The following is a 16,701-nucleotide window of genomic DNA, read 5'->3' as shown; positions in this document are numbered from 1 at the left end:
TGGCTCGCGGCGCTCACGGCAGGAGATGGCGGAAGGCGGCGACGAGCAGCATGCGTTGCTGGTCGACGTCCAGCCCTTCGTCGAGCTCGTCCTGGCGGAGTTCCTTGTTGTGGTACGGGAGGAACGACTCGACGCGGACCGCGATGTCGACGAGGTCGGAGCTCAGTTCCACGGTGGACTCGTCGTTCGGGATCGGCTCGTTGTTCCGGGACAGCTCGTAGGAGAACCGCATGCCGACCGTGCCGTCGAACGTGGCCTGCTCGGTGGGCAGCTGCAACGCGGTGGACACCGTCCGGTACAGCGCGGCGCCGGTCAGGTGCAGCGGGATCATGACGACGTGCGTGACGCCCAGGTCGTGGCTGCGCACGGAGACCGCGACGGTCGGGCCGTCCGTCGTCGCCGGCATCGGTTGCGGGAACACCGGAAGCTCCGACTTGCGGTCGGCCCGCCAGATCGCGACCAGGCGGTCGGCGGCGTCCACCAGGTCCACGTGTTTGCGGGGCGCGAGCAGGAGCGGCAGCGGTTCCTCGTCCAGCCGCACGATGAACAGGAAGGCGCGGCGGCGCGCCATCTTCAGGTTGAAGGCCGCGGTCCACTCCTGGTCGGCCCACTCCCGTTGCCGGGTGTTCGCCGACCACAGCAGGACGAAGTAGTCGGAGGTCGTCAGCGCGTCGTCGATCGTGCGGATCACGTTGTCGCCCGGTGTTGTCCCGTTCTCGTCGAGATAGGCGTTGACGCTGCGGGCTTCCAGTTCGGCGCGGAGCTGCTCGGCGTGCGGGCGGTCCTTGCCGGCGAACGACAGGAACACCTTGGGACGGGTTTCGAGCGGCACGTGTTCTCCGTTCTTCCTGAATCTTCTGCGCAGTGGGCCCGCTGTGGTCTGGACTCCCGCGTCGCCGTGCAGGGACCAGCACGCCCAGTCGGCCGGGTGCCGGTCGGCGACCTCTATCAGCGCGTGCTGCAAGGCGCGGTCGCGGGGGAGCTTGGCCAGGTTGCGGTCGAACGCGTCGAGCACCTGTTGTGCCGCCTCGTCTTCCGCCTTCCAGCGGGCGGCCACAACCGCTCCCGCTCCGGCGGTGATGGCCGCGCGGACGAAACCGGACTCGCACGCGCCGAGCACGACCGTGCCGCATCCACTGAAGTCCATGCCTTGCAACGCTTCCGCGGACACCCGTTCGCTGCCCAGCTTCAGCCACGGCTGGTCGGGGTTCATCCGGTTGTGCGTGCTGTGGGCGTCTATCCGGATGCGTTGGAATCGATGCTCTTTGAGGGCGCGTTCGAGTTCGGCCGGCTCCCGGAAGACCGCGGTGTTGTCGCCCCTCTGCCCGCGGGCGCGGTGGTGGAGCGCGGGCAGTGCGGACAGGCACGGCAGGTTCGACAACGCGTGGGTGAGGCCGAGGAAGTGGCTGGTGCCGGGGAGGGGCAGGCCGGCGAGTGGGATGTCCGCGAGGACGCCGCCCGCCACGACGGCGATCCTCGTGACTCTCGGCGGCAAGGCTTCGAGCACGTCTTCGAGTGCGATCAGCCTGGCCAGCTCGACGAGCAGGGTGCCGAAGATCGCGGGGTTGTGCCTCGGGTTCCACGCCTTGACCCGGCGGATCGTCCCGGTCAGCTCGCTGATGTGGACGTCGGTCACCAGATGCGTGACTCCGCGGCCGATGAGCACGTGGTGGATCTGGTCCGGGGTGGCGTGCATCATCCACACGACCTGGTCGCGCGGCAGCGGTTTCGTCGTTCTGCCGAGCCAGTGCCTGGCTGCCTGGAGGTCCGTGAACCCCGGCAGGTCGCGCGGCTCGGGGAGCATGGTGGCGCCGCGGGCCGCCTCGATCGCGACCACCAGTCCTGCCAACGCTTTCCTGCCGTCGCGCTGGACGCGGCGGACCGCGGCGAGCACGCGGCCGTCGTGTTCGTCCCTGGCCGCGCGCAGCGTCCTGGCCTTGCCGCCGGGGCTGTCCTGCTGGTCGGTGACGTCCTTCTCGACGTAGCGGGACTCGGTCCAGTGTCGCGCGGCTTGGTCTTCGTCTCCGATGTCGGCGTAGGTGTCACCGAGTTCGCGCAGCGCCAGCGCTTTCAGCTCGGCGTGGTTCGATCGGGTCGAGGCCAGGTGGAAGTGGCGGACGGCCTGGTCGAGCAGCCCCTTGGCGTAGGCGAGCTCGGCCGTGGTGAGGTGCCAGAACGCGGAGTTCCCCTCGCCCAGCATGCTTTCGGCGGTGGTCAGCCTGCCGTCCGCGATCAGGCGGCGGACGTGGTCCAGGCGGCGTTCGGGAGCGAGCGTCTGGGTGGCGTCCGGGAGCTTCGAGATCACGTCCGGCCCCGCCGAGGCGACGAGCAGCGGGAAGAGCCGGCGTGCCGCGCCCGCCTGCCTGGTCATCACCAGCAGGACGGTCAGCTCGTACAGGACGGCGAACCTCAGCGCGGGCTCGATCTCGTAACTGGTGGCGCACCTGGTCATCAGCGCCAGCGCTTCCTCGTACCGGAGGTCCCTGCGCAGCACCGCGGCCTGCCGCAGGTACTCGGCAGGGGCCCGCAGCGCCCGGCCGCTGATCTTCGGGACGTGGCTGCCCCTGCGCACGTCGAGCAGCACCCGGTCGTCGCCGATGATCTCCAGGTGCTCGGTGCGCCCGGCGCGGCGGAAGTGACGTTCGGCGGCGTCAAGCTCGCTTTCCGCGGTGGGGAAGTCGAAGCGGTCGGCGGCGGCCAGCGCGGCCACCCGCGCGAGCCTCGCCTGCTGCAGTTCGGTGAGCTTCAGCTTCCGCAGCTCACGAACGTCCTGGGCGGCCGTCGCGTGATCCGTCGCGGCACTGCGGATCTGGGCACGAAGGACCCGCAGCCCGGTGTCGTTGCTCCTGGTCAGGTACTCGTCGCAGCGCTGGGCGGCCGTCGCGATCGCGCCGTGGCCCAGCAGCGCGGCGCAGTGGTCGTGGGCGATGATCCAGGTGACCTTCGCGGCCTCCCGGTAGGCGTGATCGATCCCGTGCACGTCACCGCGCCGTGAGGCGGCCTGCGCGGCTTTGATCGCGTTGGCCAGCGGTGTGCCGGGCTCGATCTCCATCAGTCCCCGCAGCCCCTCGCGGCGACCAAGCCGTCCTTTGTGGGCTGCTGCTCGAGTGTTCGCTGGCGCATCGACGATCCTCCGTGCGTCGCAGATTAACGATCCACACGTCCGACAGATCGTTTGTCCACTTTCTGTCCACGAACTGCCCAAACGATCTTGTCGGTGCTCCTCGGCACACTGGAACCACCACCGATCCGAGGAGACCGTCATGTGCTGGGACTGCGACCACCCCGCCGGCCGCATGGAAGAACACCTGGCCACCCTGCGCCGCTGCATCGACGCGCGAGGCTGGGCCGTGCAGGCGATAGAACGAGACCGAGCCCACCCGCCCTGGGCCTACACCGTCGGCCTGACCCCGCGCGGCCTGCCAGAACTCGTCGTGACGGGCATGGCCGTCCTGGAAGCGGGCCGGCTGCTCGACGACACCGCCGAACACCTCACGCACAGCTGCGCGCCCTCGCCAGGCCAACGCTTCTCCTTGCCAGGCGGCCCTTTGCTGGAGGTCGTGCGCGTCGCACGCCCGTGGGCCCACCTGCTGGTGTCCGCGCGGCTGTACGGCGAGGGCATCGCCGCGCTGCAGCTCGTGCACGCCGACGAGGGTGGGCGATGGCCTTGGGACCGCGAGTACGAGGGGGTGCTGGGAGGGCAGCCGGTGCTGGGGGTGAGAGCGGGCCCGCCGGGCTAGTGGCACGACTCGAAACGTCGTCGAGGTAATCCACGCTCAGCAGGGCGCCTCGCGGCACCGCCCCCACGTCCACAGCCAACCAGGATGAGAACGCGGGGGCGGCACCACGATGCACCCGTCTGACCGCGAATTCCCGGGCAACGTTTCGAGCCACGCCACTAGCTCGCGTGGCGGCATGGTCTGGTCGCCGAGGTGTCGCAGATGTGTTGGGCGGCTGGGCGACCGATGACGGATCGCCCTGCCGGCACCGGTCGGGTCGCTACCTGGACCTGCGGCCGTCACCCGCGTTTCGCCACCGAGCGGACTAGGTCACCGAGCGGCTGATCCGCTCACCAAGCCCCCGCATGTGCTCCACCAACTCCACAGGCCCGTGCACCACGAACTCGCACCCCAGCAACGTCAGCCGGAACGCGAGGTAGTCGACCGTGTCCTCGACGCTGTGCCAGCCGCACGAGGCGTCGTCGATGGCCGTCAGCTCCCCGGCGAAGTCCGCCAACCGGGCCCGAGCCAGCTCCACCGGCAGCCGCAGGGTCGCGCGGGCCCGGTAGGTCGGCGCGGTGTCGTACATCCGCTGCGTCACGTACCCGGTCGCGTCCCCGCCGGGAGGCACCCTCGGCGTGAACCGCGCTCCCGTGGCCAGGGCCGCGGAAATGCGATCCAGCCGGAAGATCCGCCAGTCGTCCCGTTCCACGTCGAACGCGAGGAGGTACCAGCGCCGGCCGAGCGCTACCAACTGAACAGGCTCGACGTGCCGCTTCGAGACCACGTTCTCCTGCGTCACATAGCCGAACCGCACCCGTTCGCGGGCGGTCACGGCACCGGCGATCACCGTGAGCTGGGCCGGGTCGACCAGTGAGGCGAACGACGACGCGGGAGGTGCGGTCGCCGACGTCAGCGACGACACCCGCCGGGCCAGGCGGGGCGGCAGGACCTGTTGCAGCTTCGACAGGGCGCGAAGTGACGCCTCGGCGATGCCCGCGACCGGTTGGCGAGCGGCGGTGCGCAGGCCGACCGCGATGGCGACGGCCTCCTCGTCGTCGAGGAGCAGCGGGGGCATGGCCGTGCCCGCGACGAGCCGGTAGCCGCCGAGTGCGCCCATCGTGGCCTCGACGGGGTAGCCGAGGTCGCGCAGGCGGTCGACGTCGCGCCGCACCGTTCGCGGCGTGACGCCCAGGCGGCCGGCCAGTTCGCTGCCGGGCCACTCGCGCGGGGTCTGCAACAGCGACAGCAGACGCAACAACCGGGCCGCATCATTCATGTGGGCAAACCTAGGCCAGAACTAGGACCGGAATGGTCCTACATCGCTCATACGGTTCTCCCGAGACGAAGGGAAGGACCCACATGAACGTCGTGCCCGAGGGCTACCACACCGTGACGCCGTGGCTGATCACCCGAGGCCAGACGGCCGAGCTGATCGACTTCATCACGGACGTCTTCGACGCCACCGAACTCGGCCGCGTGGGCGAGGCACCGAACATCGGCCACGCCGAGGTCCGCGTCGGCGACTCGGTGGTGATGCTCTTCGACGTGCCGGACTGGCCGACGACGCCGGCGTTCCTCCGCCTCTACGTCGAGGACGACGCGGCCACGCTCAGGAAAGCCACAGCCCGCAACGCCACCACGATCACCGAGCCCACCGAGATGTTCTGGGGTGACCGGGTCAGCCGGTTCGCCGACCCGTTCGGCAACCTCTGGTGGCTCCACCAGCGCGTGGCGGAGCCGACCGAGGCTGAGTTGAACGACCGGATGCGGGACCCGAAGTTCATTGAGGCCATGAAATACGTGCAGAGCGCGGACTTCACTCCGCGGAGGTGACGCGCTCCCGCTCGTCCGCCGTCAGCGTCGGCTCCGGCGACACCTCGTGCCGGGGCCCGCGCATGGTCGCCCACATCACCTTGGGGCTGACCAGGTTCGCCATCGGTGCCGACAGCGTGAACGCGTCCAGGAAAGCACGGGTCACCGCGGCCTCGGTGGTCGCCGTGCGCACCAAACGGTCCACGTAGCGCTGCAACACCCGTCCCGCCAGCGGCAACGGTTTGCCGACCGCGCCCGGATAGAGGATGTCCTGGTTGGTCGCCATCGCCCAGGCCCCGTCGACCACCTTGCCGATGCCGCGCTGGATCTCCTGGGCGCTGTGGCCGGCCCGCAGGCCGGTGTCCAGCGCCTGGGCGCTCTGCGCCGCGATCGACATCCCGTGCCCGTAGACGGGGTTGTAGGTGGCCACCGCGTCGCCCAGCGCCAGCAGGCCGGTGGGCCAGGTCTTCAAGCGCTCGAAGAAGTTCCGCCGGTTCGCGGTGCTGTGCGACCCGTACACCGGAGACAACGGCTCGGCTGCGGCGATCAGCTCGCCCACGACCGGGTTGCGCACCGACCGGGCGAACGCGACGAACTCCGACTCGTCGGTCGACGGCTCACCGCCGCGCGTGCCCGACAACGTGACCAGCCATCGGCCGCCCTCGATGGGCAGCAGGGTGGCCGTGCACCCCGGATGCGGATCACGTGGATTCGCCTGCACGTTGACGATCGGGAAATCAGCGGCGGCGGACGCGGGAGCCTGGAAGATCCGGGTGGCGTAGGCAAGTCCGGAGTCGACGCTCTCGGAACGCACCTCGGGCAACCCGAGGTCGGCCAGCCACGAGGGCAGCCGCGAGCCCCGGCCGGTCGCGTCGACGACCAGGTCGGCCTCCAGCGAGATCTGCTCGCGCGAGATCCGGTCCTCCACCAGCACCCCGGACACGGCGTCCCGCGAGCCGAGCAACGACACCGGCTCGGTCCCGGTCAGCACCGAGATCTTGTTGTCCCGCAACGCCTGGGTCCGGACCACGTAGTCCAGCAAGCCGCGACTGCACGTCACGATGAACTGCATCTCCGGGAACCGCGGCACCCATCCCTGGGCGCTCAACGACACCAGGTCGTTCGGCACCCCGATCCGGTGCGCGCCGGCGGAGAACAACGCGTCCAACGTCCCCGGCAGCAACGACTCGATCGCCCGCGCGCCACCGGACATCAGCAGGTGCGCGTGCCGGGCCTGCGGCACACCGGCGCGGGAATCCGGGCCGTCCGGCAACTTGTCGCGCTCGACGACGGTGACCTCGTCCACGTGCTTGACGAGGACGGACGCCGCGAGCATGCCCGCGAGTCCTCCGCCCAGGACAACGGCGTGTGTGGGTGCCATCTAATCCATTCCCCCTGCTGCTTGCACACGCGTGACGTCGGCGACGGCTGCGTCGACTATCGGCGAATGCTGGTAGGCACGCGATATCCGCACCCACCTGTCGTGCTCGACGGACAGGTCCGTGCCGTCGACGATCTCCGAGGCGGGACGGCGCTTGGCGGGCCGCAGCCGCCCGCTGGACGATCCGGCGGCCCGCAGCTGAGCGGCCTCGACCACGGCGGCGACCTCGTCCTTGGGCAGTGAGGCCTCGCGCGCGAGGGAGGTCGCGGTCTCACCGACGGACAGGTCGAAGTACGGCGTGAGCGCCCAGCGCCAGTCGTTGAGCTCGATGATCTGCCGGCGCACGCGGTGGTGCGGGTTGAGGAACTTGCCCGGCGCGACCAGCACGATGCCGGGGTTCACGTGCACCAGCGCGCGGTGCAGCGGCCGCAGCGCGAAGTAGGTCCGCCAGCGCCGCACCCACAGCGAGGGAGACGGCCGGCGCGGGCCGAAGACCGGCAGCGCCATCGCGATCACCAGCGGGATCATCGACAGCGACGCCATCAGCGGCGCGGCCAGGCTCAGGATGTCGAAGCTGCGCTCACCGAACCAGTCCATCAGCAGCACGAACAGCTTGATCACCGCGAACGCCACCGGGAACAGCGCGGTGGCGCAGTACCAGCGCAGGCCGCGGGCGAGCCAGGGCCTGGCCGAGATCGCCTCGTCGCGCGAGCCCTGCCAGCAGTGGTAGGCCTGGCCACCGCAACCGACCGCGGTGGCCACGAGGTAGATGAACAGGAACACCGCCACCGTCGGCTGCGTGGCGTAGAACGTGTCGAAGTCGACCTGGCGTTCCTCGCCGACCTCGGACTTGAAGAACAGCACGATCATCGCCGCGACGATCGAGGTGTAGCTGACGACGATCAGCCGGACCCGTTGCCACGCCTGGACAGGCGGGTACCGCCAGTACAACACCAGCGCGAACGCCGCACCGGCGAAGCAGACCACCAGGCTGTAGACGAGCAGCGCCGCGAAGTTCGGCACGCCACTGGCCCAGTTGATCCAGGTGATGTTCGCGGGCGCGGCGAAGAGCACGGCGAACGCCGCGAAGAACACGGTGGAGATCAACGCGACGACACGGGGGCTGCCCCAGCTCGACCGCAGCGCACGGATCTTGTACGCGAGCAGGAGCAGACCGACGATGCCGCACGAGAGGTAGATCAGGTTAAAGATCGCCACGACGCACCCAGCGAGATCTTCCTTCGAGAGACTCGGCGACCCGCCGCACGTGCGCGGGTTCCTCGGTGGCGGCAGTGTCGGCCCACACCCGGTGTTCGGTCAACCGCTCCAGCAGGTGGTCCGCGAGGTTCTCGGCCTGCCGTTCCTCGTCCTCGGTCAGCGTCGTCCGGCCGGCGATGATCTGCGCCATCCGCGGCAGCAGGTGCGGCGCGAGCTTGCGCATGCCCTCGCTGCGGCCCAGCGCCACGGGCTGGTGCTCCAGCAGCACGTGCGCGAACTCGTGCAGCAGCACGTGCAGGCGGTGGTACCAGGACGGCGAATCCGCGCAGATGACGAGATACGTGCCGTTCTCGAGCAACGCGGTCGCACCGCTGAGGCAGACCGCGTTCGTGATGGCGGCGAAGCGGACGTCGACGGGACGCCCGAGTCGTTCGCTCATCAGCTCGCAGACCCGGCGGCTCGCGTCCCGGTGCGTGGCGTCGGGCGGCAGGTCGAGGTCTCGGGCGACCTCGTCGACCAGCTTGCGCAGTTTCCTGCGGTTCACCCGTCGCCTCCTCTCGATGTCGTCTGCAGCGGTCCAGGCTGAGATCTTCACGCCGTCGTCGTCATCAAGTGTGGTCCGGAGACGTACGGCGGCTGTTCAGTGGGAACGACCAGCCCTCGCCGACTTCGAGCGCCTGCCGGAACCCTTCTACCGCAGCGGCCCTCGCCTGCGGGGACAGTTCGCCCGTACGTTCGGCCAGACGGGTGACGAACTCGACGACGCCGAGCTCGCGCAGTGCCAGGAAGTCCGTCAGCTCCGAATCGACCCTGGCCGCCAGGTCGTCGTCGAAGAAGTACGCCGGATCGGCGCCGAAGTGGTCTGCCAGGCCGAGGATGTGCTTGAGCCGCGGGTTGTCGCTGGTGTTGCTCAGCAGTTCGCGGATGTAGCTCGCGGAGATGCTGCCGAACTGGCCGGACGAGCTGATCGAGGTCGCGACCTCCTCCGGCGACCACGGTCCGCGGTCCGGCGGGTGGACGGCCCCGAAGAGCGTGCTCAACGCGTTGGCGCGCCAACCGGGCTGCTCACCGGGGTGCAGCCGGCCGCGGCCGTCGAGGAACACCGCGGGGTGCACGCCGAGCGCACCGGCGAGGTCGACGATGGCCTGGCAGGTCGGGTTGTCCTTCACACCGAGCCGAAGCTGCGAGATGTAGCCGTGCCCGATGTCCCCGCCCCGCGCCTTGACCGCGGCGGCGAGCGCTACGTTGGTCACCTTGCCTGCGCCGTTGGGCGGGTTGTTGCACAGCTCGTTGAGCACTTCGGCGAACGGCCTCACGCCACACCTCCGCTGGAGCGACCCCTGGCCAGCGATCATTCCACTGTTGTGGAACCGCAAGAGCATATGGCATCACAGGGGTTGAATCCACCTGTGTGTCGCCCTATGATCACACTCCGTCGCTTCAACTGATGTGTCGCGTTTGATCCGAACGACGTCACTTGAGTTGAAGCGGGCAGATCGGGCCAGTCAGAGCTGAAGTCTGGGGGGACTCATGACGACTGCGCGGATGGGGCTTCCGGTGAACCACAGTTCTCTGCGCCTGCACGACGAGAGCGCTCCCTCGCGTTGCGGTTCCTGTGCACAGCCGGTCGGCGCGTGGGCAACGGACCGGTTGACCGGCCTTCTCGGCCGCTGGGGCTGGGACGACCAGGCACCCGCGACGTACCGCCGTGCCCAGCGCCGGTGGGAGCAGGTCGCGCTGCTGATGATCGACCTCGACCGCTTCAAGAAGATCAACGACGAGTACGGCCACCCCGCCGGCGACGTCGTGCTGAGCGATGTCGCCGACGTGTTGAAGACGCACACGCGCTCGTCGGACCTCGTGTGCCGGTACGGCGGCGATGAGTTCCTCGTGCTGCTGCCGCGCACCACGGGCGGTGAAGCGGCTGTTGTCGCCGAACGCATGTTGCGCGGCATCCGCGCGTTGCAGACCGAGATCACCACGAACGACGGCTACGGCCTCACGCTGCACGGCCAGACCGCGTCCATCGGCGTCGCGTCGCACGTGCCCAGCGGCGAGGACACGCTCATCGACCTGGTCCGCGACACCGACGCGGCGCTGCAGCGGGCGAAGCGCGCCGGCCGGGCCCGCGTCCAGGTGCACGACCCCGGCTCGTTCGCGGCCGAGCGCAACGCCGACGCCTCGGCGCTGCACCACCTGATCGCGTTGCAGGACCTGATGAGCAGCGACCAGCTGCCGCACGTCCTGGTCGCGCTGTCCGACGGTGCCAAGGCCGCGGAGGAGCTCGTCGCCGCCCTCGGCCCGCGGGTGATCGGCACGTTGGAGCGCTTGCAGGACAACGGTTTCGTGCTCCGGCGTGCGGGGCGTTACGGCCTCACCGCCGCCGCTCGCGAGTGGATCACCGACGTGCTGCCCGCCGTGGCCGCGTGGACCAACCGCCACCACGGGCTCGTGCACTGAAGTCACCTGTTCGCTCTGTATCAGGAGCGACCTCCCCGTCCTCACAATGATGTTCAGGCATCACAGGGGAGGCGACCGTGGGTGTGCGGATCGTGCTGGACGGACCGCGCCCGCGTCGTGCGGGCAGAGCGGCCGCGGTGGCGGCGTCGGTGCCGTTGATCCTGGTCGGTGTCGTAGGCCTGATCGGACTCGTCTACCTCGTCGCGTTGCAGCTGACCGACTCGTTCCGGGGTTCGGACAAGACGACAGCCGCGCTCTACACGGCGTGGTGCGCGGTCGCCGCGTTCGTCGGCCTGTGGCTCGGGTTGCAACTGCTGCGTGGCCGCCGTCGACTCGTGTTGTTCCTACGGCGGTTCGGCTACGCGGACGCGACCAAGGCGTTGAGCTTCGCCGCGACCAACGCGATCGGTGGCTCCTGGCGTCTGGTGACCCTCGACGACGACATGGTGCAGGGCATCGGCGGCTCGACGGCCCCGCGCAAGGCCTCGGGCGCCGGCACTTTGTTCGTGCTCGCCGCGGTGGGCGTGTTCGTGTGGTGGTTCATGCGGTTCGGTGCGGACATGTTCCTGGACGACTGGATGTCCAGCGCGACGGTGTCGCCCGGCACCGGCAGCGACGGCCTGGACGGCATCGGCAAGGCCCTCGGGGGCGCGATGGTCCTCGGCCTCGTCGTCTTCATCCTGATGTGGCTGCTGATCGCCCTGGTCGGCGTCTCCGTGCCGTTGCTGCTCTTCAGCTACTTCAAGGCCCGCCGTGCCGAGCGCGCGCTGACCGAACGCATCCGCCTGGAGCGCGAGATCCCCGGCCGGGTGTCCAAGATGGCCAGGAAGAGCAGCAAGATCCTCTCGCCCCGCCTCACCGTCGTCACGGTGGCGCACGCCGTGTGGCGGCAGGCCGTGGTCGGGTTCGCGCACGCTTCGGGCGTGGTGATCATCGACGTGACGATCCCGTCCGACGCGCTGCGGTGGGAGATCCAGACCCTGCTGCCCGCGCTCGGCGGCCGCTGCGTCCTGGTCGGCAGGCTGGAGGCGCTGACCAGGACGTTGCCGAACGGCCGCACGGTGATGGATTCCCCGCTGGCGCACGACATCGACGGCCACGAGATCCTCGCCTACCGCGCGGATCCGCAGGGGCTGCGCCGATTCGCCAAAGCGTTGCGCGGAACCATCGAATCCCGCGCGGCGTCCAGGTAGCTCCTCAAAGGAGCGCTGTCAGCCGCTTCTCGATCTCGTCCGCGGTGGAGTGTCCCCGTGCGAGCGCGAACGCCTTGTTCCCCTGCACGGCGAGCAAAGTCGGAAAGCTGCTCACGCCGAGCTGGGCCGCCCGGTTGAAGTCGGCCTCGTGCTCGGCGTTCTTGAACGCGCCCACGACCGCGTCCGAGTCGATGCCGAACGCGTCCGCGATCATCCGGTAGGTCTTCGCGTTGGACAGGCTCAACCCGTCGTGGAAGAACGCCTTCTGCATCGCGACGGCCAGCTCGGCCGCGCGGTCCGGCGCGAACTGGCGGAGCGCGATCAGCCCGCGCGCGGCGGCCTCGGAGTCCATCACGAACGACCCGTCCGCGATCAGCGCGTCGAAGGCCGCGCCGAACGTCACCCCGGTCCGCGCGGTGATCTGGGCGTTGGCGCCCTTGATGAACCCGTACTCGCGGATCGGCACCCGGCGCGCACCGGTGAACAGGCCGCCCGAGACCACCTCGACCGGCAGCTCGGGATGGCGCGCGATGACCTCCTCCAGCGTGCCGGAGAAAGCGTGCGACCAGCCACAACAAGCGTCGAAGACGTACACGAGCTTCACGATGGTTACAAAATAGCCGACCGACCGGGAATTTCGGCTGTGAGCTGTTTCTCGTCGGCTCCCCGCTCAGCGCGTGAAGATCGCTTGTCCTGCAACGTGAGCGCGTCGAACGGCCTAGGCGGTCGAGTCGACTCCCTTGATCCGCCCCTCCCGGAACGCGTCCACGAACAGCCGGTGGTCCTCCCGCGTCCGGCGTGCGTAGTCCAGCGCGAACTCGACGATCGAGTCGGTGAACTCGTCCTCGCGGTCACCGATGGCCGCGGCGATCGCCTCCTCGCACTGGAAGGCGACGAGCGTCTGCGCGGAGTCCTCGTCCGCCACGCAGTGCATCTTCGCGGTGGCGCGACCCAGGTAGTCGAGCACCGGCAGCATGTCCGCGGGCTCGGTGAGGTCCGACCAGTCGAGGTCGGCCTCGTAGGGCGAGAGTTCGGCGACGACGTAGCCGACGCCGTCGATCTGCGTGTGGCCGAGCCACGGGTCGGCGTGCGCCTGCAACGCCCGTTGGGAGACGGCGGTGCGGTGGCCGTGGTCGGTGAAGTACTCGCGGATGCGCTCGTCGGCCACGATTCGGCTGGGCGCGGCGACGTTGGCCTGCTTCATCGAGAGGACGACGTCGTTCTCCAACGCCTGGGAGCGGCCCTCGACGAGGATGTTGTAGGCGTGCAGGCCGGCTGAGCCGATGCCGAAACCGCTGCGGCCGACCATGTCCTTGACGGCGTAGCTGCGGCTGCTGGCGCGCTTGCCGGTCGGGATCGTGTCCAGGTAGGACTCGAAGGCCCTGGTGACCGCGGCGCACATTTCCGGCGTCAGTTCGTGGATGCCTTCGCGGTCGCGGCGGAACCGGCGTTCGTAGTCGACGATGACGGTCTTCTCTTCCAGCAGGCCGATCCGGGTGGAGAGGCGCGCTCGTTGCAGGACGCGGTGCAGGGCGCCCTCTGTGCTGTCGAGGCGAAGGCTGAACAGCTCGTCGCCAGGGTGGTCGGCGAACGCGCGGACCTGTGCCACGTAGGCGGTGACGTAGGTGCGGATCAGATCGGTGATCACGCTGTCCGGCAACGCCTTGCGCCAGCCGAGCAGGGCCATGGAGGCGGCGAAGCGGCGGACGTCCCAGGTGAACGAGCCGAGGTAGGCCTCGTCGAAGTCGTTGACGTCGAACACCAGCGTGCCCTCGGCGTCCATGTAGGTGCCGAAGTTCTGCGCGTGCAGGTCGCCCTGGATCCAGATGCGGCCGGTGCGGTCGTCCGCCCACTCGTCGGGCAGATCGGCCATGTCGGCGTAAAACAGACAGGCGCTGCCTCGGTAGAACGTGAACGGTTCGGCCGCCATCTTGCGGAACTTGTGCCGGAACGCGGCCGGATCGGCCGACATCAGTCCGGAGAACGCCTCCTCGAGCACGCTCACGATGCGGTCGCCGCGATCGGTCATGGCAGCCTCCCTCTCTCCTGCCCCCGGTTCCGCACGAGTTGGCCGAAGAACTTCAACAAACCGGGCAAGACGCGCATTGGGAGGTCAACGGGAAGACTGATTCATGGGGGATCACCTTGTCCAGCAGACCTGTCGGTCGCGCCCTGCTCAGATTCGGCGCGCTGACCACAGCCGCGGTGCTCGCGTTCGGCGGTATCGCCGCCACCGCGTTGGCTCAGGAGGCCGATCCGTCGGCTCCGGTGTCCACAACGGCCACACCACCGGCGGAGACCACCACACCGCCGCCAGCATCGGAAACGCCACCTCCGGTCACCACCGAGCCGCCGACGACCGAGCTACCGAAGACCGCTGAACCACCGCGGACGACCGAGCCGGCGAAACCGGCCGAACCGCCGAAAACGGCTGAGCAGCCCGCCAAGGTCGAGAAGGTCGCCGAGACCGGAGGCGTCAACGCCCTGGTCTACGTCGACGCCGACCACGACGGCGCGTTCGACGAGGGCGAGGCGATGAAGGACGTGATGGTCTCCATCACGGCGAAGGACGACCCCGCGCGGCACTACAGCAAGTTCACCGACACGTCCGGCCGAGTCCAGTTCACCGACCTCCCGACCGGCGGCTACGGCCTGTACTACCAACCGCCCACCGGCTGGACCGTCCTCTTCCCGCCCGGCGGGAGGCAGGTCGCCGTCGAGGCGAACAAGACGGCGCAACTGACGGCGGTGGCCGAGCGGCTGCTCATGAATCGCCTCACGGCCACGCTGACGCTGGACCAGAAGACCTACGCCTACCCGGCCACCGCCCGGATCACGGTCACGCTCACCAACACCGGCGACTACCCGATCACCGATCTCGAAGGGGTGTGTGACCGGACGCCCAAGCCGGGCAGTCTGGGCACCGGCCAGGGATGGGACGTCCTGCGCGGCGCCGGCGTGACGCTCGCGGCGGGCGAGCAGCGGGTCATCGTGATCGACGAGGCCGTGCCGGAGGGAGCCCGCGACGTCGGCGAGGCGGAGCTCTCGTGCGTCTTCGGGCAGAACGTCGCCGACAACTACGGAGTGTGGGTGCTCGAACGCGTGCAGGTCACCGGCGGCAAGGGCACGAAGACGATGTACCTCGTCGACGGGCAGGGCCGAGCGATCGGCGGCACGAAGATCACCTTGCTGGACAAGGAGACCGGCGCCGAGGTGGCCAGTGCCGAGAGCGGCCTCGACGGCAAGGTCGTGTTCTCGGACGTGACCGTCGGCAGGTACAACGCGGTGTCGGCACCGCCGTGGGCGTTCTCGAAGTACGGCGAACCGTTGGACGTGCACGTCTACAAACCGGGTTCCACCACCACTCACACGATGGTGCCCGCGCCGACGTCCAAGGCGTCGCTGCGGACGACGCTGGAGTTCGACAAACCGAACTACCTGTCGTACGAGACCATGCGGCTGAAGTTCACGATCACGAACGTCGGCGCGGAGACCGCGCAGAAGGTGCGCCTGCCGTGGAAGCTGATCGGCAACCCGATCTGGGACCCGACCGACTACGGCCCCATCGACCCCAGCGCATCCGGCCTGACCATCGCTCCCGGCGAGACGAAGACCGTGGTCGCGGTGAGCCCCATCAGCGACTGGCAGCGCGAGCCGTACGAGCTGAAGCTCTCCTACTACCTCGACTACACGGGCCGCGTCGACACCAAGGACGACTGGTTCTCGGGCAGCACCGTGATCACGTTCGTCGACGGTGACGTCCAGGGCGTGCTGTACGGCGACGCGAACCACAACGGCGTGCAGGACCCCGGCGAGGCGCTGGCGGGGGCCGAGGTCAGGATCTCCCGCAGCCTGCCGCGACTCTGGGCCACCCGCACCACGGACGCCGAGGGCCGGTTCCGGTTCGAGGACGCCCCGGCCGGCCGCTGGTACCTGCGCTACACGATCAACGGCTGGACGGTGCCGGACGACCCGGCGGTGAACACCGTGCTCGTGACGCCGGAGGGAGTCGATCTCACGGTGCGCGCCGAACGGTCGATCAGCGCGGTGCTGCAACCGAGGATGACCTTCGACAAGTCCTCGTACCAGCCCGGTGAGTCCGCCAGGATCACGGTCGCGCTGACCAACACCGGCGACCGCCCGGTCAGCGGCGTCACGGCCGCCTGCATCGGGTACGACGAGAGCTATCTCGACGTCGGGCCGGAGTGGGGCGATCTCGCGACCGGTGGCGCCACCGTCGGGGCCGGTGAGACCAGGACGTTCACCGTCGTCGAGCAAGTACCGGAAGGGGCGCGGCAGTTCGGTGAGGTGCAGGCGCGCTGCCGGTTCGGCCCGGACGCCGCTCGCCGGTCCGACCTTCCCGAAACGACGGCCTGGGCGAGCGTGCCCGGTGCGTTCGGCTCGGTGAACGTCCGGCTCTTCCACGACAAGAACAACAACGTCAAGGCCGACGACGGCGAGGGCGTGCGGAGCGCCAGGTTCGTGCTGCGCGCCTGGTTCAGCAACGAGGTCGTCACCGAGGCGGTGCCGGACGAGAACGGTGTCGTGAGGATGCCCCGTGTGCCCGCCGGGCCGTACAAAGCGTCGATCGAGGGGCGCTGGAAGTACGTCTACGAGACCCAGGGGGACATCAAGGTCGTCGGCGACCGGGTGATCTCGCGGGACATCCTCCTGGTGCCGGACGAGACGAAGGACCCGTGGCCGCCGACCCCTGCCGCGCCGGACAAACCCGCTGGTCCTGGCGCTGCGGCACCCCGGCCGTCCGCGCCGCCGCTGTCCGCCGAGGTCGTGCTGGCCAAGACGGGTGTCTCGGTGCTCGGGATCGGCCTGGTCGGCGCGCTGCTGGTGGCGTTCGGCATTGGCGCGCGGACAGCGAGCAGGAATCGAGAAGCCCAGGCCCGCGGGCGCGCCTAGC

General features: G+C 69.4%; 13 protein-coding genes. 5 read left to right on the top strand and 8 right to left on the bottom strand.

The features are described 5' to 3' along the window. Positions 1 to 13: 13 nt before the first annotated feature. Positions 14 to 3,052, bottom strand: a complete 3,039-nt coding sequence (locus tag SK803_RS12745; RefSeq protein ID WP_319966154.1) for a TIR domain-containing protein — start codon at positions 3,050 to 3,052, stop codon at positions 14 to 16. Between the two features lie 211 nt (positions 3,053 to 3,263). On the opposite strand from SK803_RS12745, the gene SK803_RS12740 reads away from it, so the two are divergent. After that, positions 3,264 to 3,740 carry a DUF4262 domain-containing protein gene (locus tag SK803_RS12740; RefSeq protein ID WP_319966153.1) on the top strand — a complete coding sequence of 159 codons (477 nt, stop codon included), beginning with the start codon at positions 3,264 to 3,266 and terminating at the stop codon, positions 3,738 to 3,740. A gap of 304 nt (positions 3,741 to 4,044) precedes the next feature. Here SK803_RS12740 and SK803_RS12735 read toward each other — a convergent pair whose 3' ends face one another. Next, positions 4,045 to 4,998 carry a helix-turn-helix transcriptional regulator gene (locus tag SK803_RS12735; protein ID WP_319966152.1) on the bottom strand — a complete coding sequence of 318 codons (954 nt, stop codon included), beginning with the start codon at positions 4,996 to 4,998 and terminating at the stop codon, positions 4,045 to 4,047. Positions 4,999 to 5,081: 83 nt separating this feature from the next. Here SK803_RS12735 and SK803_RS12730 point away from each other — a divergent pair, with 83 nt between their 5' ends. Continuing rightward, on the top strand, positions 5,082 to 5,555 hold the full coding sequence (locus tag SK803_RS12730; RefSeq protein ID WP_319966151.1) for a VOC family protein: 474 nt from the start codon (positions 5,082 to 5,084) through the stop codon (positions 5,553 to 5,555). Here SK803_RS12730 and SK803_RS12725 read toward each other — a convergent pair. From SK803_RS12725 to SK803_RS12710, 4 genes are all read right to left on the bottom strand, one after another. After that, positions 5,539 to 6,915, bottom strand: coding sequence for an NAD(P)/FAD-dependent oxidoreductase (locus SK803_RS12725; RefSeq protein WP_319966150.1), 1,377 nt, complete (start codon positions 6,913 to 6,915; stop codon positions 5,539 to 5,541). The genes SK803_RS12730 and SK803_RS12725 overlap by 17 nt on opposite strands. Further along, complete coding sequence (locus SK803_RS12720) at positions 6,916 to 8,133, bottom strand: MAB_1171c family putative transporter (RefSeq protein WP_319966149.1); 1,218 nt, start codon at positions 8,131 to 8,133, stop codon at positions 6,916 to 6,918. Further along, entirely contained in the window at positions 8,120 to 8,677 is a 558-nt protein-coding gene (locus SK803_RS12715) for a hypothetical protein (RefSeq protein ID WP_319966148.1), read from the bottom strand. Before SK803_RS12715 ends, SK803_RS12720 begins: the two co-directional genes overlap by 14 nt. 64 nt (positions 8,678 to 8,741) lie before the next feature. Next, on the bottom strand, positions 8,742 to 9,449 hold the full coding sequence (locus SK803_RS12710; protein ID WP_319966147.1) for a hypothetical protein: 708 nt from the start codon (positions 9,447 to 9,449) through the stop codon (positions 8,742 to 8,744). Between the two features lie 241 nt (positions 9,450 to 9,690). Between SK803_RS12710 and SK803_RS12705 the strand changes: the two genes are divergently transcribed. Further along, positions 9,691 to 10,593: a GGDEF domain-containing protein gene (locus SK803_RS12705; protein ID WP_319966146.1), complete on the top strand. Its 903-nt coding sequence runs from the start codon at positions 9,691 to 9,693 to the stop codon at positions 10,591 to 10,593. A gap of 77 nt (positions 10,594 to 10,670) precedes the next feature. Further along, entirely contained in the window at positions 10,671 to 11,786 is a 1,116-nt protein-coding gene (locus SK803_RS12700) for a hypothetical protein (protein WP_319966145.1), read from the top strand. Positions 11,787 to 11,790: 4 nt separating this feature from the next. Here the strand turns inward: SK803_RS12700 and SK803_RS12695 are convergent, their stop codons facing one another. Then, positions 11,791 to 12,390: a DsbA family protein gene (locus SK803_RS12695; protein WP_319966144.1), complete on the bottom strand. Its 600-nt coding sequence runs from the start codon at positions 12,388 to 12,390 to the stop codon at positions 11,791 to 11,793. Between the two features lie 114 nt (positions 12,391 to 12,504). After that, on the bottom strand, positions 12,505 to 13,815 hold the full coding sequence (locus tag SK803_RS12690) for a DUF2252 domain-containing protein (protein ID WP_319966143.1): 1,311 nt from the start codon (positions 13,813 to 13,815) through the stop codon (positions 12,505 to 12,507). 116 nt (positions 13,816 to 13,931) lie between these two features. Between SK803_RS12690 and SK803_RS12685 the strand changes: the two genes are divergently transcribed. Then, complete coding sequence (locus tag SK803_RS12685) at positions 13,932 to 16,700, top strand: SdrD B-like domain-containing protein (RefSeq protein WP_319966142.1); 2,769 nt, start codon at positions 13,932 to 13,934, stop codon at positions 16,698 to 16,700. Position 16,701 lies beyond the last annotated feature (1 nt).

The sequence above is a fragment of the Lentzea miocenica genome (genome assembly GCF_033949945.1).
GTDB classification, from domain to species: domain Bacteria; phylum Actinomycetota; class Actinomycetes; order Mycobacteriales; family Pseudonocardiaceae; genus Lentzea; species Lentzea miocenica.
Note: the sequence above shows the minus strand (reverse complement) of the source record. Positions and strands in the feature narration are given on the sequence as shown.

Excerpts from the sequence above, each read along its gene's own strand:
- SK803_RS12745 (WP_319966154.1), bottom strand. The coding sequence starts at position 3,052 with ATGGAGATCGAGCCCGGCACACCGCTGGCCAACGCGATCAAAGCCGCG.
- SK803_RS12740 (WP_319966153.1), top strand. The coding sequence starts at position 3,264 with ATGTGCTGGGACTGCGACCACCCCGCCGGCCGCATGGAAGAACACCTG.
- SK803_RS12735 (WP_319966152.1), bottom strand. The coding sequence starts at position 4,998 with ATGAATGATGCGGCCCGGTTGTTGCGTCTGCTGTCGCTGTTGCAGACC.
- SK803_RS12730 (WP_319966151.1), top strand. The coding sequence starts at position 5,082 with ATGAACGTCGTGCCCGAGGGCTACCACACCGTGACGCCGTGGCTGATC.
- SK803_RS12725 (WP_319966150.1), bottom strand. The coding sequence starts at position 6,915 with ATGGCACCCACACACGCCGTTGTCCTGGGCGGAGGACTCGCGGGCATG.
- SK803_RS12690 (WP_319966143.1), bottom strand. The coding sequence starts at position 13,815 with ATGACCGATCGCGGCGACCGCATCGTGAGCGTGCTCGAGGAGGCGTTC.